Below are 23713 nucleotides of genomic sequence, written 5' to 3' on the forward strand. Positions count from 1 at the left end.
AAGGACGACGATTATGTCTACAAACCATGAATTTTTACAGCAAACTGCTACATATGGACAAATTTTCTCAAATAATGAAGACGATGAACGTAAAGCAAAAACGACGTTACTTGCTAATAAAATAATCGACAAAGAATATACGATTGCTTTTGCCGGACACTTTTCGGCAGGAAAATCTTCGACAATCAACGCATTGACAGGTGATGATCTTTTACCATCAAGCCCGATTCCGACAAGTGCGAACATTGTAAAGGTACATAAGGCGGATGAGGATTATGCCATTATCCACCGAGTAGACGGGAGTGCCATTAAATTCAGCGGCCATGGTTTCTCTGAAGGTGTCAAAGCGTACAGTAAGGACGGGGCTGAAGTTTCATTAGTTGAAATCGGCCATACACAATCCAATTTACCTGAAGGCATTACGGTAATGGATACACCGGGTGTTGACTCAACAGATGATGCCCATAGACTATCTACGGAGTCTTCATTGCACTTGGCAGATCTTGTATTTTATACGATGGACTATAACCACGTACAATCTGAAATGAATTTCCGTTTCACAAAAGAATTAATGCGTTATAACAGTAATGTGTACTTAATTATCAATCAGATCGATAAGCACCGTGACAGTGAATTATCATTCGACGAGTTCAAAAAGTCGGTGGAAGATTCATTCAAGCTATGGGGTGTAGAGCCAAAAGGGATTTTCTACACATCATTGAAGCAGCTGGATCATCCACATAATGATTTTGAAAAAGTCAAAGCGATCGTTGATGGTTCGATCGAACACCGTGAAGAAAATTTCGAACAGAATATCGAACAATCATTATTGAAATTAAAAGATGAGCATATGACATATCTTCAGCAACAAGTAGATGATTTGAAAGAGAACCATTCGGAAATCTTAAGCGAATCCGAGTGGGATCAGTTTGAAGAGCTAAATCAAGATCTAAAGGATGCGAAAAAACGTTTAGAACTAGTCTCAGGCGACGAATTCTATGTGAATTTCGAGAAAGAACGAAATGAATTATTATCTAACGCGGGACTTGCACCGTTTGAAACAAGAGAATTATTGAAAGGTCATTTGGAAGCAAAGTCACCGAAATTCAAAGTCGGCTTACTATTTGGCGCGAAAAAGACCGCAGAAGAGCGCGAAAGACGTCGTCAAAAGCTAGAGGATAATATTTCAGGTTTAGCTCACACGCAAATCGAAATTTATATGAAGTCTTTGATGAAGAGTTCATTGAAACAAGCAGGAATTTTAACCGATGAGCGTTCACTTGCGATTGATAATATAGATCTGACACTGCCGTTTGACGAAGTCGATGAACAACTACATGTTCAAGAAGTGATTACAGGCGAAACTATTTTGAATTACGCAGAGCAAATGAAACGAGCCATTCATTTAGTATATAAACGTAAAACGGACAAGTGGAAACAAGAGATGTCCGTGATCGCGAAAGAATCCGGTGGCGAGCAATCAGGACCTCTTGTTGAAACGATTGCGATGTTACAGGAAAAGGTAGATGCACTGAAAGAAATGAATAAATGGCTAGAACGTATGAAGTGGGTCGATAAAGAAATCGCCAATCCATCAGCGCCGACGCGTATGGGCCGTGATCAACTCATTGCTAAGTGGGAACAACCTAAAAAGATTGAAACGATCGAATATGTAGCGAAAGAAGAAGTGCAAGAAACGACTGCTGAAGAAGTAGAAGAAGTAGTCGAAGAACAACGTCAAGTGGTCGATTCGGAAAAAGCTATCATTCATGCACAGCACATCGCTAATTCAGTTGAAGCGATTCCTGGGTTTGCAGAAACGGCAGCGTATTTGATGACGAAAGCAGATCGCTTAAAAGGGCAAGAATTCACAGTCGCATTGTTTGGTGCATTCAGTGCAGGGAAATCTTCATTTTCTAACGCGTTGATCGGTGAGAAAGTGTTACCCGTTTCACCGAACCCGACAACCGCTGCGATCAACCGAATCCGCCCAGTGAGTGAAACGCACGTGCATAATACGGCAGATATCCACTTGAAAGATGTTGCTACGATGACAGAAGACGTAGCATTGTCATTCGGTGCGCTCGGTATCGATATTTCGTCACTTGAAGATGCCTTCAATAAAACGGATGCTGCGATGAAGCAACCACTTGAAGACGAGAATTTGCATATCCATAAGTCGTTCATCAGCGCATTCCAGAGAGGGTATCCACTCTATACGCCTGCTCTTGGTACGACGTTGACAGTAGAGCGTGAAGAATTCACGAAATTTGTTGCGCAAGAAGAACGTAGTTGTTTCGTCGATTCGATCGACTTCTTCTATGACTGTCCGTTAACTCGTCACGGTATTACGTTAGTAGATACACCGGGAGCGGATTCGATCAACGCGCGTCACACCGACGTAGCATTCGAATATATTCGTAATGCCGATGCGATTCTTTTCGTAACGTACTATAACCACGCATTCGCACGTGCCGACCGTGAATTCCTTATTCAGTTGGGCCGTGTAAAAGATGCGTTCGAACTTGATAAAATGTTCTTTATCGTCAACGCAATCGACCTTGCTTCGAATGAAGAAGAAGGAGAAGAAGTAAAAGGCTTCGTTGCGAATGAATTGCAGAAATTTGGAATCCGTAATCCACGAGTGCACGGTATTTCAAGCCTTGAGGCATTGGAAGGTAAGTTAACAGAACAACCGAATCCATTAATGGTCGATTTTGAAGAGAAGTTTTATTCATTCCTTGAGCATGATTTACGCGCGCAAGTTGTTCAAGCTCTAGAAGAAGAAACGACGAAAACAATTGATCGTCTAGCTTCGTTAATTGACAGAACGATTCAAAACCGTTCACGTAAAGCAGAAAGACTAGAGGAACTCGCGACTGCTGAAAAGGCAATTAAAGAGCGCTTCGAAAAGAGCGCAAGTGAGATTTTAGTGAAATCCACTCAAGATGAATTGAGTGAACTTGTCTACTATATTTTACAACGCGTCTTCTTGCGTTTCGGCGATTTCTTTAAAGAAGGCTATAGTCCGTCCACGTTCGCGAAGAACTCATCGGATAAAGCATTAAAAATCGCGTTGGCGGAAACAGTCAATATGGTAGGCTTTGACTTAACACAGGAATTAAAAGTAACGAATTTGCGTATTCTCCAGTACATGAAGAAACAATTGCTAGAACGTCAACGTATGGAAGTCCGTTCCTTGTCCGAAATGGATCAATCGATCGTGCCTTCACCATATGAGCCAAATGACAAAGACATGCTGTCATTTGAGACGCCGTATGAAGATCCTATGAAATATAGTGCAGTTAATAAATCATTTAAAAATCAAAAGTCGTTCTTTGAGCGCGGTGATCGTGATATCTTGAAAGCGAAGCTGGAAGAAATATTGAAAAAAGATGCGTCGAGCTATCTTGGTGATCAAAAAGAACGCATTGAGAAGTGGGCAGACTTATGGATTGACGATGAAGCAGAAGCATTACGCGTTCATTTATTGCAAGAAAGTTTAGTACAAATCGAATCGGAGCGTACATTGCTTGATGGTTCGGAGCAGCTAGAGCAATGGCAGAAAACGTATGAAAAAATCCGTCAAGAGGAGCTGGTTCAATGACACAAGTATTCGTATCTATTCACGATATAGAGACAAGTCATGCGAAATGGATCGATGCGCGTTTTTCATTGCAAGATGAAGAACGTGGCAAACTTGATTATCAAAAAGAACACGTAAAAGGCGCCGTTCATTGGGATTTAGCGGAAGATCTATCGGGCACATCAGTAGAAGGTGGACGTCATCCGTTGCCTTCTACTGAACAGTTGACTGAGCTATTCCGTAAAAGTGGACTGGAACGTACAGATGCAATTTTGATTTACGACGATGGTGGGAATCCTTTTGCAACACGTGCTTGGTGGATGTTGCAATATGGAGGTTTCACGAATGTGCACGTCGTAACAGAAGGATATGCTGAATTACGCGAAATCGTAGACGTAACAAGTGACTTTGTTACGCCTGCACGCTCAACAGTGGAACCGCAGTGGCAAGATCACCTATATGCAAGTAGAAGTGAAGTCGAAGAAGTGGTGGCGGGCAATCAAGCGTCACAACTTGTCGACGCACGTTCTGAAGTTCGCTATCGCGGAGAAAAAGAACCGCTCTACCATAAAGCTGGCCATATACCGACAGCTCGGAACTTTGATTGGGAACAATTAAAGCAAGATGGACAGTATGATGTGCAGCAAGCGAAAGAACAATTACAACAAGTTGTGACACCTGAAGATGATGTCATCGTCTACTGTGGCAGTGGTGTAACGGCTTCCCCTTTATTCGCAGCACTTAACGAACTGGACTATCCAAATGTAAAACTATATGTAGGTAGTTTCAGCGACTGGATTTCAAAAGACGACGCACCGATCGAAACCGCAATAAGGGGTTGAAACACGATGCAATTCGCATTGCTCGGAGATATTCATTCATCAAAAGAAGATTTGCAAGCCGTACTGGCGCAAATTGCTAATGAAGCACCTGAAGCGACTCTTATTGGGACGGGTGATTTATACGAATGCACGGTCAGCAAAAAAGACCTTCATGGCCAGATTTATCCTACTGTCGAAGAAGTGATCAGACATCCGGATGGCATCGATGAGCTATTCATTTTTCCTTCAATTTACGGCAATCAAGAACAACGCATTCTGTTGCTGACTAAGCAAACAGAACCTAAACGGGACTTCTTGAACGACTTACCGGAGACTTTGAAGATAGATGAGGCAATCATCATCCATGGCCACCAATGGCCACATAACGAAGCGGCGGCGTGGCTTGCTGAGCATCTTCCAGAATCACGCGTAGTGTTTCACGGACATACCCATCGGTCAGGCATTACAAGCGATGGAAAACACATAGCGATTAACTGGAACGAAGAGATGTCAGTGAGGGGTTCACGAACGGTTGTTAACGTAGGGGCTGTAGTGGGCTCTAGAGAATGGGTGTTGTATGATTCTGAAGAACAAACCGTTAGATTTATGAAAGTGTCACAACGCTAAATGGGTTTGTGTCTAACCCGTTTAGTTGAGAAGTGAATAGTGAACTAGTAAGTGAAGCATCGCATTTTGCGGTGCTTTTCTTTATTTTATATATTTGGATATCTTTGGTGTAATGGTGTTGAAGGTTAAAGAATTATAGATTATAAACTAAATATTAGGAATAATTTTGTACTGTTAGTATGATGGAGTTACTAAATAGATAGTAGGAGGAGTGTTCAGATGACAAAATATGAATTATCAACCGTGTGGAAGTGGGAAGAAGAGAATTCAAATAGATGGGGAAATCGTCCGACAGCCGGTGAACGTTTTGAACAAAAACTACCGGTCGGAGAGGCACCGTTCCAACTCTATTCACTCGGAACACCGAACGGAATGAAAGTGACGATTATGCTGGAAGAATTAAAAGAGTTGGATGTCAAGGGTGTAGATTATGATTTGTATGAAATCAATATTGGAGCCGAGGAACAATTTGGTTCAGATTTCGTCAAGATCAATCCTAATTCTAAGATCCCAGCCCTAGTCGATCAAAGTCAAAGTCCACGTTTGGAAATTTTTGAATCAGGATCGATTTTGCTTTACTTGGCTGAGAAATTTAATAAACTGATTCCGACAGATATACATGGACGGACAGAAACCCTTAATTGGCTCTTCTGGCAAATTGGGGCGGGTCCTTATATTGGTGGAGGGTTTGGTCACTTTTTCGCTTATGCGCCAGAACCTATGAAATACCCTATTGATCGTTTTACTATGGAAACGAAACGTCAATTAGACTTACTAAATAATATATTAGCTCAGCGTTCTTATATTGCGGGTGACACTTATACCATTGCAGATATTGCAATATGGTCTTGGTACGGACGGTTAGCTTTGGGGAAATTGTATGAAGGCTCTTATGAATTTTTAAACATGGATGAATATACTCATCTCTTGGAATGGTCTCATCGCATTGCGAAACGACCAAGCGTTCAAAGAGGCCTTGCAGCAGAGTACCAGTCGCTTGGGGAGTAATTTTTAAGAAACAATGTATTGAGGTTTTTTTACAATAGAATTGAAACCTTATATAGACATATCAAAGACAACGGAATAGTGGTTTATTTAACAATGGGTGCGATTCTTGTATAAGAGTTTTGCACCCAATCCCTATATTGGGCTATTTAAAGGAGCTCAAACGAATGGATTACAGCTACGAGGAATTTCTTGAAGATTTAGATGCAGGAAGAGAGATTCATTTTGTTTATAAAAATGAAAATTACTATATGGGTGCTGGAACAGGTAGATTTATGTTTTGGAAGTTCTATGATTCCGCAAGTGAAATTATAGGAGAAGACAGCAAGGATTTACTTCGAAAAGTTATTCTCGATGGGAAACAAATAAAAGAACTATGGAACTTACTAAAGATTGATAGTGTTTTTAGATAATGGGTTGTTCAACCAGCAATCGGATACGATCCCGTAAGAAGGATTGGGTCATACGTCTAATTAGTAATTACCCAATTAGAACTGTATAATATAAGGTAAGGTTATACTGATAAGGGGGTTGTTTATATGAAGGCATTGGATCTGGACTCAAAAGAATTTAAACGAGTGATGCATAATCTTCATCTCGAAAATTTAAATATTTCTTCTGATATGCAGGAAAAAGTCTTAGAACTCATAAATACAAAGACTTCAATTACCCCTACTTTAATTAAGGATATATTGCGGCATGGGAAAGTATAATGATGAAGAAAATGATGATTACCTAATAAGACACAATTTATTGGAGATTAATTCTCATAAAGAACTCGAAAGAGCAGAAGCATTGGCGTTTTCTCTTCGTGCAATAGCACTGGAACAAAACGATTTCATATTCGAATCATTTAGCTTGAAAAAGTTTCAAGAGTTGCATCATTATCTATTTCAAGATATTTACCCGTTTGCAGGGGACTTTAGAGATGTTCAACTCATGAAAGGTGCTACTCGTTTCTGTCAAGTTCAATTCTTGAATAGCTATGCAAGTGACTTGTTTATGGAGTTATAAGAGGAACCTCATTGGAATTCACTGAATGAAGCTGCGGATCGTTTAGCTTACTGTAAAGCAGAATTAAATATGTTGCATCCTCTTCGTGAAGGGAATGGGAGAACTATCCGGATTTTCCTACATGCTATGATTCAATCTGTCACTGATTTAAAGTCCATAAGAGAGTTGTTCTTGGAAACGATTCAATACGTTGAATAATATAATGGGTACTGATCTCTCACACAGATTAGTGCCCATATTTCATAGGAGAAGTATACGACCAAGCATAATTTTTAAATAACACATTATACAGCTTTTCCGAAATAGATCGCTTAGATTTAAAAAATCAAGTGGCTGAAGCTTTTGGGGAATGAATCAATCGACTAGAGTGGAAGGTAATGGATACGAATAGTATGAAGATCATTTATTGAACCTAATCAAATTCTCGGCAATGGGATATCGCGTGTAATAAGGTTGATATGTGGAATAAAAAACATGTAACGGGCTATCCTCTTGTCGAGAATTAGGAGGTCATACACTTGCAAAGTACACAGAGAGTAGGCATGATTTCTTTTATTAGTCTACTTATAGGACTGACTTTTCTTTGCCTGTTTATTTTTTCGGGTAGATTATTCATTACAATGCCACTTGGTTTTATCCTTCTTGTATTCTCATTCGTTTTATCCTTGTTTAGCAGAAAAGACAAATTCGGGAGAGTATCACTTTACGCTTTCCCAATAATTATAGTCATCTACTTCTTGTTCTTCGTAGTGATGTATTTATTTTGGCATACACCATAACGCACTCACTTAGTTGATGGGAACGAGGGACGGGGTTCTCCGCCTGTAAGATACACGTCTGGCTATAGCGACAAGTCACAACCACTTAACCTCGTGCAAAAAAGATCGTCATGAAGCACGACCTTTTCCGAATAAAAATAGAACAGTAGCAGTACACTCTTTTAGTGACGGTTATAATAGACAATAAAACAGTTCGCTCAGGCTATTCCTTTTGCTTCTTCTGCATCAAAATCGCTTGCCGGGCAAGTGTATCTGCGGTCTTGTTTGTGCTGTCGGCAATCCACTTTATAAAGAAAAAGTCAAACGTCGCCGCCAGTCGCAACGCCTGTTTCAGATAAGGTGCATACTGCTCGTTCTTCACAAACTCCTTCTCCATCGACTGCACGACTACCGTCGAATCAGACCTCACCGACACCATACCTGTTGTCAGCTTAGACGCCTCCTCAAGACCTCTTACAAGCGCTTGAAATTCCGCGTGATGATTATTCGTTGGCTCAATCGGCTCACTAATCCGCACATCCTGCCCTTCTCCTTTTATATACACACCAATTCCGCTCAACCCAGGATTCCCTGCGCTAGCACCATCTATGTACACTTCCAACATGAAATTTTCCGCTCCGATCTGGTAATGAATTGTAAAAAACGTGAAAACACTTGCATCATCCCGTCAGTCAACTTAAAATAGAAGGAAGAAAGGTGGGAGTTCTTTTCTAATGGATAAAGTAGTTGTCATGAAAGAAATTAATCAATTGCTCGATATATATTGTGAAGGTTGTTACGTCAAAAAACAACTAACAAACGAACGCGGTAAAACAGGCGCTCACCAATTTTGTATTTCCGACTGTACCGTAGGAGACCAACTGCAATTCCTTGGAAGAGAAATCAACAAGATCAGTACGGCCTCCAAATAAATAATGAAAAAGCATCCCGCAACTGCGTGGATGCTTTGTTTATGTTGTAAATTCAGCTGTTTGCGCCGAGATGAGGTTACACTTCATCCTCAAGAGTCGATACGTTAGCCGCCTGTGGACCACGATTTCCTTCAATTACTTCAAAAGAAACTGTTTGACCTTCAGTCAGTGTCTTAAATCCATCGGTTGCAATTCCTGTGAAATGTACAAATATATCTTCACCATCGTCTGCTTCGATAAATCCATATCCTTTGTCACTGCTGAACCACTTCACTTTACCTTGGTGCATAATAATTCCTCCTCGGCAATTAGAAATCCATCTCCACACGTAACGTGTAAGTCTATTACTGCAAACTTACCCAATACGGCTTCTTACACTATACATGAGTAGGACAACAGTGTCAACGGTAAGTCGAATATTCAGATTACTATTTACTAATAATGAGGAAAGTATTGGTTTTTATCTGACTATTCCCTATAATGAGGAAGTATTCATTTTATTTATAAGAATTATGTAAGGAAGTGTTGAAGTGAAAATTGTCATCGCACTTTTGCAAGTAGGATTTTTATACATACTATTTCTAGCAGGAGAGTTTTTACGTGCGAAATTATCTATTCCTTTGCCAGGAAGCATTATTGGTTTGCTGTTGTTGTGGGCGTTGTTATCGATCAAAGTCGTCCCGCTTCGCTGGGTAGAAAAAGGGGCGTATGTATTTCTATCGACTTTGCCGCTTTATCTGATTCCGGCTACGGTTGGTGTCATGGATTATGGCCATGTGTTCGCCGGCAAAGGTAGCTTACTGATCGTTATCACAATCGGCAGTACATTCATCACGATGGTCGTCGCTAGTTTAGTTAGCCAATCTATGGCCAAGCGTCAAGTGAAAGAGGAGGGGACTCTTTCATGAATACACTAGCACTTGCCTTCACGATGATAATGTTGACAGTTATGCTGTACTTTTTGATGAACGCTGTATACGTTAGGCTGCGTTCGCCATTTCTAGTACCTATTCTAACAACGACTATTGCAGTTATCGTCGTGTTATCGTTATTCAATGTTTCCTACGAAACGTATATGGTAGGGGGGAAGTGGATCGATGCATTGCTAGGTCCCGCCATTGTCTCACTTTGTATTCCTCTTTATAAGCAACGGGATATCATTAAGAAAAACCTGTTGCCGATCTTCGGTGGCGTTGTCGTGGGAGGAATTGTCGGGATGTTGACTGGTGTCTTAGCAGCGCGACTTGTTGGATTTTCGAATGATCTGTTAGCGAGCATCTTACCGAAGTCCATTACTTCTCCCATTGCCATGCAAATAGCAGAAGAGCTTGGTGGCATTCCTTCGCTAGCGACGGTATTGGTCATTATCGCCGGACTCGCTGGAATCCTCATGGGTCCATGGATCAATCGCTGGTTCAAGATTGATACAGCGATTGGCCAGGGCATTGGTCTTGGAGTGGGGGCGCATGCGATCGGAACTTCTAAAGCGCTCGAATACGGAGAACAAACAGCTTCTATGAGTTCGGTAGCGATGACACTATCTGCGATTATCGGTGCGCTAGCTGGTCCGTTATTCGGTATTTGGTTATTTCCATAGAAAAGCGAGATTCCTATTCAACTAGGAATCCCGCTTTTTTTAATGCTTCTTCTGCATCATGTAATTGTTCTTGTTTAGGAGCAGAAATAGCATGCAAGTGAATCCCACTATCGTCTAAATTTAATAAATAAGGGGCTTGCGCTTGCTCGATCTGTTCTATAAACGCTTTTACTTCTTGCCTGTTGGACACCATGATCGATGCACGTACATCGCCGTACACAGGGTGTTCTACACGGACGTCTTTCACCGTCACGCCATGATCGACTAAAATGTTTAGCTCCTCTGCGGTTTGTTCAGGAGCGTGTTTACAGACAATGATTTTTTCAATAGCACGCACCCTTTCGTTTGCCCGAGTGTATAAATACCCTTGATTCGTTGCCATAATAGGTTCGTTTTTTGCTTTTAAAAGATTAATATCACTGACGATGACTTGTCTGCTGACATTCGTCAAATCTCCGAGCTCTCCACCTGTTACAGGATGATTTGCTTCTTGTAGCGTCCGTAGTATTAAATCACGACGCTGTTCACCTAACACTTTTGATTTATGTCGCAAAGTTCTCACCTGCTATCTATATAATATCTAAGAGAATGCCTTTAGTTTGAGTTGAAACGGCGACCTCAAGCAATACGTTTGCTAGCTCCGTAACATTTTCACTAGTCGATGTCTTTCCAAATGAAACTCGAACGAGCCCTTTCGCCAAATGTGCAGGTATCTTCATCGCACTCATCGTCGTGGAAGATTGTTGTTGACCTACTTGGCATGCGCTACCTGTCGACACTGCAAATCCTCTTCTATTTAATTCTAACATAATGAGCTGTCCTTCCGAGTGTTTGACGCATAGTCCGACGATTTGTGGAAGCTGTTCCGATTGTTGCTGGCTACCGTAAATAGTAAATAGCTCTTTATGTTCATTCAATTTATTAAGAAAAACAGAGCGCAATTCCACGTAATCTACTTCACTCGGATCTGCCAGTTCGGCTGCTGTTACGAATGAAGCGATGCCTGGCACATTCACTGTTCCTCCCCGAAAACCCTTCTCTTGTGTAGCGCCTGGAAATAGAGGAACGACGCGAATGCGTGGATCAATATACACGGCACCGACACCTTTTGGTCCGTACACTTTATGGCTAGAAATCGACAAGCTATCTACGATTGGACTGATGTCGCGTATGGATAGCTTGCCAAAAGATTGGACACAGTCACTATGCAAATAAATTCCTTTAGGCTTCACTAGTTCAGATATCGCATGAATAGGTTGAATAGTGCCGATTTCCGGGTTGCAATGCTGAATGGATACTACAGTCGTGTCTTCAGTAATCGCTTCTTCAAGTGCATGTAGATCGACTATGCCATTGGCTGTGAAAGGTATGAGTGAAATTCGAAAGCCTTGTCCTTCAAGATAGGCTGCTGCTGAATGAAGGGAAGGATGTTCTGCCGCTGAAAGAATGATATGTTGACCTTTTTTTCTTGGCAGACTGTGCTAGCGATAATAAAGCGAGAGAGTTACTTTCTGTTCCACCTGAAGTGAAATACAATCCTTCAGGACGGACACCGAGCATTTTCGATAAATTGTTTCTGCTGTATGCTAATATGTTTTGCGCAGCACCTCCTGCGTCATGGAGACTCGTCGTGTTGCCGAAATGTTGCTGTGAGACAGACACGAATACCGAAGCGGCTTCCTCACGAAGAGGGGTAGTTGCAGCGTAATCAAAGTAATGCAAAGAAAAGACCTCCTGCAATAAATAATATATTCATCTTGTCATATATCCGCGTGTATGTAAAGATAGATGTAAAGACACCCAGAATAAATAAAGGTGGTAAGAAACACAGATGAATACAATCAAATTGAGATCCATGTTAGAGCAGTTTTTCATAGAGGACGTAGGGGATGGGGATCTATCCGCAAATACATTATTTCCAGCTGATGTAATGGGTGAAATGCAAATTATCGCCAAAACGCCAGGCATATTTTGCGGTTCCGATATCATGACAACAGGTTTTCAACTCATGAATCCTTCTATTAAAGTGACGTGCCTCCTACAAGACGGTGAAAGAATGGAAGAGAAGCAAATACTTGCTCGTGTTAGAGGACCGGTTAGAAGTCTATTGACGGCGGAGCGCGTAGTACTAAATTGCATCCAGCGAATGAGCGCGATTGCAACGAAAACTGCGGATCTAACTGCATTATTGTCCGGAACAAACACAAGAGTTTGTGATACGCGAAAAACTGCTCCTGGACTTCGTATGCTAGATAAATATGCAGTTCGAACCGGTGGCGGATTTAATCATCGCAACGGCTTATACGACGCAGTGATGCTAAAAGATAATCACTTGGCATACGCAGGTTCTATTACACAAGCCGTGCAACTACTTAGATCACAGTTAGGTCATACGGTGAAAATAGAAGTAGAAATAGAATCGCTAGCACAGCTACAAGAAGCTATTGAAGCCAATGTGGATATTATTATGTTTGATAACCGCACACCGAAAGAAATTACGGACTGGTTACCACTCGTACCTCCACATATCGTAACCGAAGCTTCAGGCATGATTACAGAAGAAACGATTGCTTCTTACGGCAAGACAGGAATTGATTACATATCGGTTGGCGCGCTGACGCATTCCGTTATTGCGGCGGATATTAGCGCAACTATACAACTTACACCACAGGAGGACTGAAGAATATGTCGATGATGGATCTTGTAAAAGAACAAGCAAATGCTATGTTGCCTGAACGGTATAAACACTACACAGTGACTGAAATGGAAGAAAAAATTCGCTCGATTAAGCAGATGTTAGGAACTAAATTATTTATCCCTGGCCACCACTACCAGAAAAATGAAGTGATTCAATTTGCGGATGCGACGGGAGATTCTTTACAATTAGCACAAATTTGCGCAGCGAACGAGGAAGCAGAACATATTGTGTTTTGTGGGGTACACTTCATGGCAGAAACTGCAGATATTTTAACGACGGAAAATCAACACGTCTATTTACCCGATATGCGTGCGGGTTGTTCAATGGCAGACATGGCAGACATTTACCAGACGGAAAGAGCATGGACAGACTTGCAAAGGCGTTTTGGAGATACGATTCTTCCATTGACATACGTAAATTCGACGGCAGCGATCAAAGCGTTCGTCGGTCGTCATGGTGGTGCGACGGTGACTTCGTCAAACGCCAAAGAAATCGTCCAATGGGCTTTCACTCAGAAAAAGCGGATACTATTTTTACCTGACCAACATCTAGGGCGTAACACTGCATACGGACTTGGCGTGCCACTCGATCATATGGCGGTCTGGAATCCCATTACAGATACACTAGAATACGCTGGTGAAGACGAAGAGTGTCAAGTGATTTTATGGAAAGGACATTGCTCCGTTCATGAAAACTTCACGGTAGAAAATATTCGTCAGTTACGTGAAAATGATCCCGGGCGCCGAATTATCGTTCATCCCGAGTGTTCACATGAAGTCGTAATGAAGTCCGATGACGACGGTTCCACAAAGTATATCATTGATCAAATTCAAGCCGCGGCTCCTGGAACGAAATGGGCGATCGGCACGGAAATGAATTTAGTCAACCGGTTGATAGAAAATCATCCTGATCAAGATATCATTTCATTAAATCCGTTAATGTGTCCTTGTTTGACAATGAACCGTATCGATCTACCGCATTTATTATGGAGTCTTGAAAGTATTGTGGAAGGTAAAGAACAAAACATCATCAAAGTGGATGCAACGACATCTGCAGATGCGATAGATGCGCTAGACCGTATGCTACAGCGAAAGTAACGTAGCAGTGCTTGACAATTACTCTGAATATTGTATGATTGGGGAAATGATATGGAACGTTGAAGAAGGACCAGTAGATAAATAGCATGTGTTAGAGAGCGGAATCCATCGGCTGGAAGTTTCCGTCGCAATGCCTTGTCGAACCTGCCTTTTGAGTCCTGTGAAAATACAGGCGCGCACCTTGGCGTTAGAAGGAAAGCGGGATTCGTGAAAATGAATCCAATGATGGTGGCACCGCGGAAGTTACGTCCTTTCGTCCTGATTATATCGGGACGATTGGGCTTTTTTATTGTATAAAAGTAGATGATATGTAGAAATGGTAGGCGAATCCATATGAAAAGACAACGAATCGTTGTGAAAATCGGTAGCAGTTCGTTAACAAATGATCATGGAGAAATCGATCAGGTGAAATTCAATGATCATGTCGATGCGTTGGCGATGTTGAAAAACATCGGGCATGAAGTCATTGTTGTCTCGTCAGGAGCGGTGGCGGCAGGTTTTGCGCGTCTCGGCTATTCCTCCCGTCCACAGACGATTAAAGGTAAACAAGCTGCTGCGGCAGTAGGTCAGAGCTTATTAATTCAGTCCTATATTGAAAGGTTTAGTGCACATAAAGTCATACCGGCACAGATTTTATTGACGCGCCATGACTTCGCGGATCGTGATCGATACCGCAATGCATTTGCAGCAATGTCTGAATTGCTTGATCGCGGTATTATGCCGATCATTAATGAAAATGATACCGTATCCATCGATGAATTGACGTTTGGTGATAATGATATGTTATCTGCATTAGTCAGTGGTTTCCTACATGCGGACCAATTGATTATTTTAACCGATGTCAACGGGATCTACACAAGCAATCCGCGAACAGACCCAGACGCTGTACGATTGACTAAGTTGGATGAAATTTCAGATGAATTGCTCGGTGGGGCGGATGATACAGGCTCGAAAGTCGGTACGGGTGGTATGCGTTCGAAGCTACTAGCTGCAAGAACGGCTCACACATTAGGCGTGCCGCTTTTCATCGGAACAGGACATGGTCCATCAAAATTGCTGGATATTTTAAAAGGTCATGGAGACGGCACATATATTTCTAGCCCCGTTGCCAACACGATCAATACAAACCGCCAATGGATTGCCCTTCATTCCGAATCTACTGGACGTCTATACGTCGATCAAGGCGCCGAAGAAGCAATTGTGCATAATGGGCGCAGTTTATTACCAGCAGGTGTCTTTAAAGTGCAAGGTGACTTTGAGATTGGCCAAGTAGTAGAAGTGTTCGGTTTAAATGGTTTAATCGGTAAAGGGGAAGTCACGTATTCGTCTGAACAACTAAAACAAACGATTTCCAATAAAGATCAACTGGAAGAATTCAAGCCTATGCTAGAAGTCATTCACCGTGACCGCTGGGTACAAGTGTAATCAAAGGGGAGAATAGATGATGAGTGAGATTAGAAATAAAGGAAAAGCTGCAAAAGAAGCAAGTGTTTTATTGAACGTGGCCACGACTGAAGAGAAAAATCAGGCATTGCAATTGATTGCCGATCAACTATTGCAAGAACAAGATCAATTACTCGCTGAGAATAAAAAAGATATTGAAGAAGGCCGCGAAAAAGGAATCGAATCAGCAGTTCTTGACCGTATTTTATTGACGCCTGAGCGCATTGAAGCTATGGCGGAAGGTGTTCGTCTATTAGTTGATCTTAAAGATCCGATTGGGGAAACACTGGAAGAAATCCAAAAGGAAAACGGCTTACATATTGTCAAGAAGCGCGTGCCAATCGGTGTCATCGCCATGATATATGAAGCGCGTCCGAATGTGACGATTGATGCGGCATCCCTAGCATTAAAAACAGGAAACGCGGTCGTCTTGCGCGGAAGCTCTTCTGCTAAACATTCCAATTTAGCACTATGGCGTGTCATTCAACGCGGGCTTGAAAAAAGTTTATTGCCAGTGGATTCTGTTCAATTAATTGAAGATACAAGCCGAGAAACGGCGAAAGAATTGTTCACACTCAATGACTATTTAGATGTTTTGATCCCTCGTGGCGGTGCCAAATTGATTCAGACTGTCATTCGAGAATCTACAGTACCCGTAATCGAAACGGGTGCCGGGAATTGCCATGTATTTATTGACGAATCCGCTGACGAGAAAATGGCCATCGATATAGTCGTTAATGCCAAGACGCAACGTCCTTCGGTTTGTAACGCGATCGAAACGGTTTTGATTGATTCCAACTGGTTGACGCAACATGGGAAGAGTTTGATCAAAGCATTACAGGACCAAGATGTTCAAATACAAGGTGACGATCAGCTACAGGCATTTGACTCAACTATCGAAGCGGTTGAACAAAATGATTGGTCAAGTGAATACTTGGACTTGACAGTACGCGTCAAGAGCGTGGAAAATGTACAGCAAGCACTTGATCATATTGCCACATATAGCACGAAGCATTCGGAGTGCATTATTACACAAACGGATGCACATGCCGAGCAGTTTTTGAATAGCGTAGATGCGGCAGCTGTTTATGTGAATGCCTCCACTCGCTTTACGGATGGTTTTGAGTTCGGTTATGGTGCAGAAATCGGTATAAGTACACAAAAACTTCATGCAAGAGGACCGATGGGATTAGAAGCGTTGACTTCTTCCAAATTTGTGATTCGAGGGACCGGACAAATTAGATAATATGTAGGAGGGTTTATTTATGTCAACTGAAAAAAACATTTTACACTATGAAACGACCGCACCAAAAGACAAGCCGGCAGCAGATGATCCACTTGCTTTCGGAACAATTTTTACTGATCATATGTTTGTGATGGATTATACAGATGGAACGGGATGGCATGATCCACGTATTGAGCCGTACAAGCCGTTTCTACTGGACCCAGCCGCTATCGTCTTGCATTATGGACAAACTGTTTTCGAAGGATTAAAAGCCTATTTGAATGAAGACAAAGAAGTAGTTTTATTCCGTCCAGAGGAAAACATGAAACGTCTGAACCGTTCAAATGATAGATTATGCATGCCGATGTTCGACGAGAAATTTGTGTTAAGTGCACTGAAAGAGTTAATTTCTCTTGATAAAGACTGGATTCCGGACAGACCAGGAACATCACTTTATGTGCGACCATTCATTTTCGCGACACAGCCGTATTTAGGAGTAGCCCCTTCTAAAACGTATCGTCTTATGATCATTTTATCTCCAGTAGGACCGTATTATAAAGAAGGAGTCAATCCTGTTAAAATTGCAGTGGAGTCACAGTATGTTCGTGCGGCAGTTGGTGGTACAGGCTCTGCGAAAACGGCTGGTAACTATGCGGGCGCGATGAAAGCGCAGGAAGTGGCAGAAGCGGAAGGATATTCGCAAGTGCTATGGCTAGATGCGAAAGAACATCGCTATATCGAAGAAGTAGGAGCGATGAACGTATTCTTCAAGATCGATGGCGAAATCATTACACCAAGCCTGAACGGTAGTATTTTAGAAGGTATTACGCGTAAGTCAGTTATCGAATTATTGATAGATTGGGATATCCCAGTAACAGAACGCAAAGTGTCGATCGAGGAAATTATGGAAGCTAATCGAGCAGGCACATTGGAAGAAGCATTCGGTACAGGAACGGCCGCTGTTATTTCTCCAATAGGTGAACTGTTCTTTGAAGGTGAAAAATGCGAGATCAATCATAATGAAATCGGTGAGCTTTCATTGAAGTTGTACGAGACGATTACAGGCATTCAGACAGGCAAAGTGGAAGATCCGTTTAACTGGGTCGTGCCAGTAGACTAAGTTTCCTCACAAATAAGGTGGAATGGTCCGTGACAACTGCGTTGCTGTGAAGTACACTGTTAATAGTTTTGATTGAAGGGGAGTTTCCTGATGAACAAAAGTTTGATCGTTCTATTCCTGGCAGTACTGCTATTTACAGTGACAGGATGCGGAAAAACGTCTTCTGCCCCGTCGAGTGCGGAAGATTTAATGAAGAAAGCAGAACAAGCGATGGAAGAGTTGCAATCAGTTCATGCCAATATCGCGTATGATGAAAGTAGCGTCACATCCGATCCTGCAAAACGTACAAGCAAAAATGTACAAATACAGGCGGATATTGAACAGAATCCACTGAAGAGTTCAGAGGAAGTCGTCTGGAAAATTCCAAAACAAGGCGCGAAAAACATTCAATTATTCCGCCAAGGTACTCAATTGGCTATGCAAGAGACATTTGAAGAAGAGAAAAGCGAATGGCTAGAGTTAACAGAAGCGCAGCGTGCAGAATTGCTCGGTGTGTGGGTGCCGTTCGTCTCTCCAGTAATGGACTTCTCGCTATTAGAACCGTTCCTGCATGACGCAGAACTAGAAGAGATTGATTACGGCTATGCTATACAGTTTTCTTTATCGCCTGCTGATTATCGTCAGTTGATGGAAATCGTATCCGTGAATAGTCCACAACCTGAGAAATTTGTCCATACGCATGGAGGGTTTCCTGTGGTGGAGAAGCTCGACGTGGAGCTAACGGTTAATGAAAAGACGATGTTTGTCACAGGGATGAAGATGTCAGCAAATGTCACGAGTTATTTCGAGCGAGATTATATCCGTTATAAACAAAAACTCGATGCAAAGTATAGTTATTTTAATGATATCGATGCGATTTCCACACCGAAAGATGCAGCTATGTTCGAGTAAGATAAAAAAATCCACGCTGACCTACTACAGGTTGGCGTGGATTTTTGTCGTTTCGAGCTATATCCCTAACGTGGATTCTTTTTTCCCTTGAATGATTGAAGACGTTTGTGAATGGCCGCCATTCTTGTTTCGTCACCTGCTTCTACAGGGGTGTAGAACTTAGAATGTACTAAGCTGTCAGGCAAGTATTGTTGGTCTGTCCACCCACCGAATGTGCCAACTGGTGTTGCGTGTGGATAAACATAGCCACCATGACCGAGTGCAGCAGATCCGCTGTAGTGTGTGTCGCGTAAATGCATGGGGATTTCACCGGTTGGTTTTTCATGCAATGTTTTCGTGGCAGCATCGATCGCTTTATAAGCAGAGTTTGACTTCGAAGCTAAACACATCTCTATAATGGCTGTTGCAAGTGGAATGCGTGCTTCAGGCATGCCGAGACGCTGTGCGGCATCTGTAGCCGCGAGAACTCGGCTCCCAACTTCCGGCGCTGCCAATCCAATATCTTCATAACTCATGACGAGCATGCGTCTAGTAACAGCAGTCAAGTCGCCGATTTCAAGTAATTGTGCCAAATAATAAAGCGCCGCATCGACATCACTTCCGCGTACACTTTTTTGTAAAGCGGATAATAAATTAAAGTGATGCGATCCCTTTTTATCACCTAGTAAACTAATTCTAGTTAATAATTGTGCGAGCAATGCATCTTCTATAATAATCTTGCCGTCTTCTTCGTCACTAGCAGCAAGTAATGATTCGAGAAACGTTAAAGCTTTTCGTGCATCCCCATTCACGCCTTCTGAGATTTTCTCCAGTTGTTCTGTAGTGATGTCGATTGTTTCCTTACCGAGTCCTTTTTTCTCGTCTTTCAACGTGCGCTCGAGTAATTCCAGTAAATCTTTTGGCTGCAATCGTTTCAATTGGACGATTTCCCCGCAGCGCGAACGAATAGCGGGATTGACATCGTGGAATGGGTTTTCCGTTGTCGCACCAATCAAGACGATCGAACCGCTTTCTACGTGAGGAAGCAGTGTATCTTGTTGCAATTTATTGAAACGATGAATTTCATCTAAGAATAACAATACTTTACCTGTCATTCGTGCCTCTTTCACTACATCTTCTACATCTTTCTTGCCAGCCACAGTCGCATTCAGCGCAATGAAAGGAAGTTTCGAAGTACCCGCAATTGCGTAGGCTAACGACGTTTTTCCGATACCTGGTTCACCATATAATAAAAGAGAAGGGACATGCCCGTTCTTGATCATCCGATATAAGGGAGTATTTTTGCCGATGACGTGGTCTTGTCCGATCACTTCATCAATCGTCTCAGGCCGCATACGAAAAGCCAAAGGTTCATTATGCATGTACATCCTCCTAGCGTACGTTTGTTCTTTCATTATACCGTAAAACATTAGTGAAGTCATTTGCAAGAACCAGTGATACAATTATGCTATACTGATTTCAGCAATTTTAGTAAAGGACGATGCCCAATGAAAATATCCACTAAAGGACGATACGGACTTACAGTAATAGTAGAATTAGGACGGAAATATGGAGAGGGTCCTGTGCCTTTGCGTAAAATCGCAGAAGAACAAAATCTCTCTGAAGCATATCTGGAACAACTGATCCCGCCTTTACGCAACAGCGGAATGGTGAAAAGTGTTCGCGGTGCCTACGGTGGCTATAAACTCGCAAAAGATCCATCCGAGATTATGGCAGGGGACGTCATTCGTTTGCTTGAAGGGCCAATCCAATTAGTCGAAGGACTCGATGACGATGATATTCCGCAACGCGAACTATGGAAACGAATCGGAGACGCCATCCGAGGGGTATTGGATCATACGACGATTAGAGACTTAATTGAATTTGAAGATACGTCGACTGCTGATGAATACATGTTCTATATTTAAAGGAGTTTAGTTATGAAACCAGCTATATATTTAGACTATGCCGCTACGACACCGATGCATCCAGCTGTATTGGAGAGATTTACTACTGCGCTACATGATACATATGGTAATCCTTCAAGTACGCATCAATTTGGCCGACACGCAAAGAAAGTGCTAGAAGAAGCACGTAAAACGCTAGCTTCTTCAATCCATGCATCCCCGAATGAAATCATTATTACTTCTGGAGGTACAGAAGCGGATAATTTGGCGATTTTTGGGTACGTACAGTCGTTGAATACAGACGGCAAACATATTATTACGACAGAAATTGAACATCACGCGGTATTAAACCCTTGTAAACAACTGGAGTCACAAGGCTATAAAGTGACGTATCTATCACCCGACCGTAATGGGGTCATTACAGCACAACAAGTTCAAGATGCGTTAACAGATGAAACCATTTTAGTGTCCGTTATGTTCGGTAATAATGAAGTAGGAACGATTCAACCGATTGCAGAAATCGGCGAGTTGCTCTCTACACATCCGGCTGCTTTTCACACAGACGCAGTGCAAGCTTACGGTACATGCCAACTGGACGTCGAAGAACTGCAAGTCGATTTCTTATCAGTTTCAGCTCATAAAGTGAATGGACCTAAAGGGATCGGTTTCCTGTATCAACGAAATGGCAAGTTGTTGTCGAGTCAAGTACTCGGTGGGTCACAAGAGAAAAAACGTCGCGCAGGTACTGAAAATGTGCCAGCTATACTTGCATTTGCAGAAGCAGTCTCGATTGCTGAGCAAACGAAACTAGAAAAGCAAACAACGTATTCTATGTATAAACAAAAAATGGCGGATGTCTTTGAAACAAATCAAATCGATTTCCAACCGACTATTCCCCACGCAGTACAATCTTTACCACATATTTATCATGTATCGTTTCCGGGTACCGATGTGGAGACGTTTTTGATGAGCTTGGATTTAGAAGGGGTAGCCGTATCAAGTGGTTCTGCTTGTACTGCAGGATCATTTGAACCGTCACATGTCGTAATGGCTATGTTTGGCACGGAATCAGATAAAGCTAGAAACTCGATCCGCATCAGTTTCGGCTATGACTTAGATGAATCTATTATAGAAGAAGCAGCCAATCGAATCTCAAAAGTAGTCAAACGACTAGTGAAATGAATTCAGTAAAGGATGAACAATATGACAACGAAAAAAGCACCTGCCGATACACGTGTAGTCATTGGAATGTCAGGCGGAGTGGACTCTTCGGTTGCGGCATTACTCTTAAAACAGCAAGGCTATGAAGTGATCGGAATCTTTATGAAAAACTGGGATGACACCGACGAATCCGGACATTGTACCGCGACAGAAGATTTTGAAGACGTACGCAGTGTTTGTGATCAGATCGGCATTCCGTATTACTCTGTGAATTTTGAGAAGCAATATTGGGATAAAGTATTTACGTATTTCTTGGATGAATATAAAAAAGGTCGCACACCGAATCCAGACGTCATGTGTAATAAAGAAATCAAATTCAAAGCATTCCTCGAACACGCAAAAAGTCTAGGTGCCGATTATTTGGCGACCGGACATTATGCACAAGTCGTAGAACGCGAAAACGGTGTAGCGATGCTCCGTGGTGTAGACAATAATAAAGACCAAACATACTTCTTGAATCAATTGACACAGGAACAACTTCAGCAAGTAATGTTCCCTCTAGGTCATATGGAGAAAAGTGAAGTCCGTGAAATCGCAGAACAAGCAGGGCTCGCAACAGCGAAGAAAAAAGATTCAACAGGAATCTGTTTCATCGGTGAGCGCAATTTCAAAGAATTCCTTGGGGAGTACTTACCTGCACGTCCAGGCGAGATGCAGACGATGGACGGAGTGAAGATGGGCAAGCATGACGGACTCATGTACCACACAATTGGACAACGTCATGGTCTGGGAATTGGCGGAGCTGGAGAACCTTGGTTTGCGGTCGGTAAAGACTTGGAGCGCAATGTGTTGCTAGTTGAACAAGGCTTCTATCACGACACACTATTTTCAACGAGCTTACAAGCAACGGATATGAATATTTGTTCACCGAAAGAATTACCGGAGACATTCACTTGTACAGCTAAGTTCCGTTATCGTCAACCGGACACTAAAGTAACGGTACAGTTGTCTGGTGACGAAGCCATTGTGACTTTTGATGAGCCTGTTCGTGCAGTCACGCCAGGACAAGCTGTCGTGCTGTATGACGGTGATGAGTGCCTAGGTGGCGGAACAATCAATGAAGTATTTAAAGACGGCAAGAAACTGACATACGTAGGATAAGGAGGCAATAGCATGTCGATTCATCAAAATGCGATTAAAGAAATGCAAGAAGGCAATTATGAGAAAGCGATCGAGCTTTTCATGAAAGCGGTAGAAGAAAATCCAGAAGAGCCTACAGGCTATATTAATATCGGAAATATTTTTGCGTCGCTTGGAGATGCTGAGCAGGCGGAACCGTTTTTCCAAAAAGCATTAACGCTTGACGAGAATGCAGGAACGGCTTTTTATGGACTGGCGAATCTATATTACAATCAAGAACGCTTTGAAGAGGCAGCAAAATTATATGAAAAAGCGATCAATACAGGATTGGACTCTGCCGATGCGTATTTCATGCTCGGTAAAAGTATGGAGCAAGCAGGTAATGACCGTTTAGCATTGCCGTACTTACAGCGTGCGGTAGAGCTGAATCAAGACGATCAAGAAATCGCATTGTCCTACGGGATTTTATTAGCGAAATTGGAGTTGTTTAAAGAAGCAAAGCCTGTATTCGAAGCTATTTTAGCAGTCACACCAGATCATGCGGATACTCACTATAATTTAGGTGTATTGTACGCAGTTTCCACGGAAGATAAAGCGACTGCATTGTCTCATTTGGAACAAGCTTTCATTGCTGAACCAGACCATACACAAGCGCGTTATTTATTCGATATGATCAAGCTTGGAGAACAAGGCGAGTAATATATTTGTAGAA

General features: G+C 42.2%; 27 protein-coding genes. 21 read left to right on the top strand and 6 right to left on the bottom strand.

Translation table 11 applies throughout. From position 1 onward, the window contains the following. Positions 1 to 13: 13 nt before the first annotated feature. The 8 genes from CSV76_RS11250 to CSV76_RS17995 all read left to right on the top strand — a co-directional run bounded on the left by CSV76_RS11250 (position 14) and on the right by CSV76_RS17995 (position 7251). Positions 14 to 3607, top strand: coding sequence for a dynamin family protein (locus CSV76_RS11250; protein ID WP_099625649.1), 3594 nt, complete (start codon positions 14 to 16; stop codon positions 3605 to 3607). Further along, positions 3604 to 4428: a sulfurtransferase gene (locus CSV76_RS11255; RefSeq protein ID WP_099625650.1), complete on the top strand. Its 825-nt coding sequence runs from the start codon at positions 3604 to 3606 to the stop codon at positions 4426 to 4428. Before CSV76_RS11250 ends, CSV76_RS11255 begins: the two co-directional genes overlap by 4 nt. A gap of 6 nt (positions 4429 to 4434) precedes the next feature. Further along, the gene (locus tag CSV76_RS11260; RefSeq protein WP_099625651.1) at positions 4435 to 5034 is read left to right on the top strand and encodes a metallophosphoesterase family protein; all 600 of its coding nucleotides are present in this window, start codon (positions 4435 to 4437) and stop codon (positions 5032 to 5034) included. A gap of 219 nt (positions 5035 to 5253) precedes the next feature. After that, positions 5254 to 6042 carry a glutathione-dependent disulfide-bond oxidoreductase gene (yghU, locus tag CSV76_RS11265; RefSeq protein ID WP_099625652.1) on the top strand — a complete coding sequence of 263 codons (789 nt, stop codon included), beginning with the start codon at positions 5254 to 5256 and terminating at the stop codon, positions 6040 to 6042. A 164-nt stretch (positions 6043 to 6206) separates the two neighbouring features. After that, positions 6207 to 6452 carry a hypothetical protein gene (locus CSV76_RS11270; protein ID WP_085428860.1) on the top strand — a complete coding sequence of 82 codons (246 nt, stop codon included), beginning with the start codon at positions 6207 to 6209 and terminating at the stop codon, positions 6450 to 6452. Between the two features lie 126 nt (positions 6453 to 6578). Next, a complete protein-coding gene (locus CSV76_RS11275; protein WP_085428861.1) occupies positions 6579 to 6752 on the top strand; it encodes a Zn-dependent hydrolase in 174 nt (57 codons plus the stop codon). A gap of 40 nt (positions 6753 to 6792) precedes the next feature. Next, positions 6793 to 7053, top strand: a complete 261-nt coding sequence (locus tag CSV76_RS11280) for a hypothetical protein (protein WP_158232794.1) — start codon at positions 6793 to 6795, stop codon at positions 7051 to 7053. Between the two features lie 21 nt (positions 7054 to 7074). Continuing rightward, positions 7075 to 7251 carry a Fic family protein gene (locus CSV76_RS17995; RefSeq protein WP_143560365.1) on the top strand — a complete coding sequence of 59 codons (177 nt, stop codon included), beginning with the start codon at positions 7075 to 7077 and terminating at the stop codon, positions 7249 to 7251. Positions 7252 to 8034: 783 nt separating this feature from the next. Here the strand turns inward: CSV76_RS17995 and CSV76_RS11295 are convergent. Then, positions 8035 to 8436 carry a ribonuclease HI family protein gene (locus CSV76_RS11295; RefSeq protein WP_099625655.1) on the bottom strand — a complete coding sequence of 134 codons (402 nt, stop codon included), beginning with the start codon at positions 8434 to 8436 and terminating at the stop codon, positions 8035 to 8037. Positions 8437 to 8545: 109 nt separating this feature from the next. On the opposite strand from CSV76_RS11295, the gene CSV76_RS11300 reads away from it, so the two are divergent. Continuing rightward, complete coding sequence (locus CSV76_RS11300; RefSeq protein ID WP_029054626.1) at positions 8546 to 8743, top strand: zinc-finger domain-containing protein; 198 nt, start codon at positions 8546 to 8548, stop codon at positions 8741 to 8743. Between the two features lie 76 nt (positions 8744 to 8819). On the opposite strand, the gene CSV76_RS11305 is transcribed toward CSV76_RS11300, so the two are convergent. Further along, entirely contained in the window at positions 8820 to 9032 is a 213-nt protein-coding gene (locus tag CSV76_RS11305) for a cold-shock protein (protein ID WP_085428866.1), read from the bottom strand. Positions 9033 to 9273: 241 nt separating this feature from the next. Here CSV76_RS11305 and CSV76_RS11310 point away from each other — a divergent pair, with 241 nt between their 5' ends. Then, positions 9274 to 9651, top strand: a complete 378-nt coding sequence (locus CSV76_RS11310; protein ID WP_085428867.1) for a CidA/LrgA family holin-like protein — start codon at positions 9274 to 9276, stop codon at positions 9649 to 9651. Continuing rightward, entirely contained in the window at positions 9648 to 10340 is a 693-nt protein-coding gene (locus tag CSV76_RS11315) for an LrgB family protein (RefSeq protein WP_099625656.1), read from the top strand. Before CSV76_RS11310 ends, CSV76_RS11315 begins: the two co-directional genes overlap by 4 nt. A 13-nt stretch (positions 10341 to 10353) precedes the next feature. Here CSV76_RS11315 and CSV76_RS11320 read toward each other — a convergent pair whose 3' ends face one another. From CSV76_RS11320 to CSV76_RS17720, 3 genes are read right to left on the bottom strand one after another with little or no spacing between them, the layout of a single operon-like run. Beyond that, positions 10354 to 10893 (bottom strand): transcription repressor NadR, encoded by a 540-nt coding sequence (locus CSV76_RS11320; protein WP_099625657.1) that lies wholly within the window; start codon positions 10891 to 10893, stop codon positions 10354 to 10356. Between the two features lie 16 nt (positions 10894 to 10909). Beyond that, positions 10910 to 11815 carry an IscS subfamily cysteine desulfurase gene (locus CSV76_RS11325; protein WP_369823329.1) on the bottom strand — a complete coding sequence of 302 codons (906 nt, stop codon included), beginning with the start codon at positions 11813 to 11815 and terminating at the stop codon, positions 10910 to 10912. Beyond that, entirely contained in the window at positions 11736 to 12062 is a 327-nt protein-coding gene (locus CSV76_RS17720; protein WP_233204465.1) for an aminotransferase class V-fold PLP-dependent enzyme, read from the bottom strand. The genes CSV76_RS11325 and CSV76_RS17720 overlap by 80 nt, the downstream gene beginning before the upstream one ends. A gap of 109 nt (positions 12063 to 12171) precedes the next feature. Here CSV76_RS17720 and nadC point away from each other — a divergent pair, with 109 nt between their 5' ends. The 6 genes from nadC (at position 12172) to CSV76_RS11355 (ending at position 18814) form a co-directional block, all read left to right on the top strand. Further along, positions 12172 to 13020, top strand: coding sequence for a carboxylating nicotinate-nucleotide diphosphorylase (gene nadC / locus CSV76_RS11330; protein ID WP_099625658.1), 849 nt, complete (start codon positions 12172 to 12174; stop codon positions 13018 to 13020). Positions 13021 to 13025: 5 nt separating this feature from the next. Beyond that, positions 13026 to 14135, top strand: coding sequence for a quinolinate synthase NadA (gene nadA, locus CSV76_RS11335; protein WP_099625659.1), 1110 nt, complete (start codon positions 13026 to 13028; stop codon positions 14133 to 14135). Between the two features lie 333 nt (positions 14136 to 14468). Beyond that, positions 14469 to 15560 carry a glutamate 5-kinase gene (proB, locus tag CSV76_RS11340; protein ID WP_085428873.1) on the top strand — a complete coding sequence of 364 codons (1092 nt, stop codon included), beginning with the start codon at positions 14469 to 14471 and terminating at the stop codon, positions 15558 to 15560. Between the two features lie 19 nt (positions 15561 to 15579). Beyond that, positions 15580 to 16824 carry a glutamate-5-semialdehyde dehydrogenase gene (locus CSV76_RS11345; protein ID WP_085429119.1) on the top strand — a complete coding sequence of 415 codons (1245 nt, stop codon included), beginning with the start codon at positions 15580 to 15582 and terminating at the stop codon, positions 16822 to 16824. Between the two features lie 19 nt (positions 16825 to 16843). Beyond that, positions 16844 to 17923 carry a branched-chain amino acid aminotransferase gene (locus CSV76_RS11350; RefSeq protein ID WP_085428874.1) on the top strand — a complete coding sequence of 360 codons (1080 nt, stop codon included), beginning with the start codon at positions 16844 to 16846 and terminating at the stop codon, positions 17921 to 17923. Positions 17924 to 18013: 90 nt separating this feature from the next. Further along, a complete protein-coding gene (locus CSV76_RS11355) occupies positions 18014 to 18814 on the top strand; it encodes a DUF6612 family protein (RefSeq protein WP_099625660.1) in 801 nt (266 codons plus the stop codon). A gap of 65 nt (positions 18815 to 18879) precedes the next feature. Here the strand turns inward: CSV76_RS11355 and CSV76_RS11360 are convergent, their stop codons facing one another. Next, on the bottom strand, positions 18880 to 20175 hold the full coding sequence (locus CSV76_RS11360; protein ID WP_099625661.1) for a replication-associated recombination protein A: 1296 nt from the start codon (positions 20173 to 20175) through the stop codon (positions 18880 to 18882). 126 nt (positions 20176 to 20301) lie between these two features. Between CSV76_RS11360 and cymR the strand changes: the two genes are divergently transcribed. From cymR to CSV76_RS11380, 4 genes are read left to right on the top strand one after another with little or no spacing between them, the layout of a single operon-like run. Next, positions 20302 to 20721 carry a cysteine metabolism transcriptional regulator CymR gene (cymR, locus tag CSV76_RS11365; RefSeq protein ID WP_085428877.1) on the top strand — a complete coding sequence of 140 codons (420 nt, stop codon included), beginning with the start codon at positions 20302 to 20304 and terminating at the stop codon, positions 20719 to 20721. A gap of 12 nt (positions 20722 to 20733) precedes the next feature. Continuing rightward, the gene (locus tag CSV76_RS11370) at positions 20734 to 21882 is read left to right on the top strand and encodes a cysteine desulfurase family protein (protein ID WP_099625662.1); all 1149 of its coding nucleotides are present in this window, start codon (positions 20734 to 20736) and stop codon (positions 21880 to 21882) included. Between the two features lie 21 nt (positions 21883 to 21903). After that, complete coding sequence (gene mnmA / locus CSV76_RS11375; protein WP_085428879.1) at positions 21904 to 23022, top strand: tRNA 2-thiouridine(34) synthase MnmA; 1119 nt, start codon at positions 21904 to 21906, stop codon at positions 23020 to 23022. Positions 23023 to 23034: 12 nt separating this feature from the next. Then, positions 23035 to 23700 (top strand): tetratricopeptide repeat protein, encoded by a 666-nt coding sequence (locus tag CSV76_RS11380; RefSeq protein ID WP_085428880.1) that lies wholly within the window; start codon positions 23035 to 23037, stop codon positions 23698 to 23700. Positions 23701 to 23713: the final 13 nt, after the last annotated feature.

This window comes from Sporosarcina sp. P17b, assembly GCF_002743115.1.
Classification (GTDB): Bacteria; Bacillota; Bacilli; order Bacillales_A; family Planococcaceae; genus Sporosarcina; species Sporosarcina ureae_C.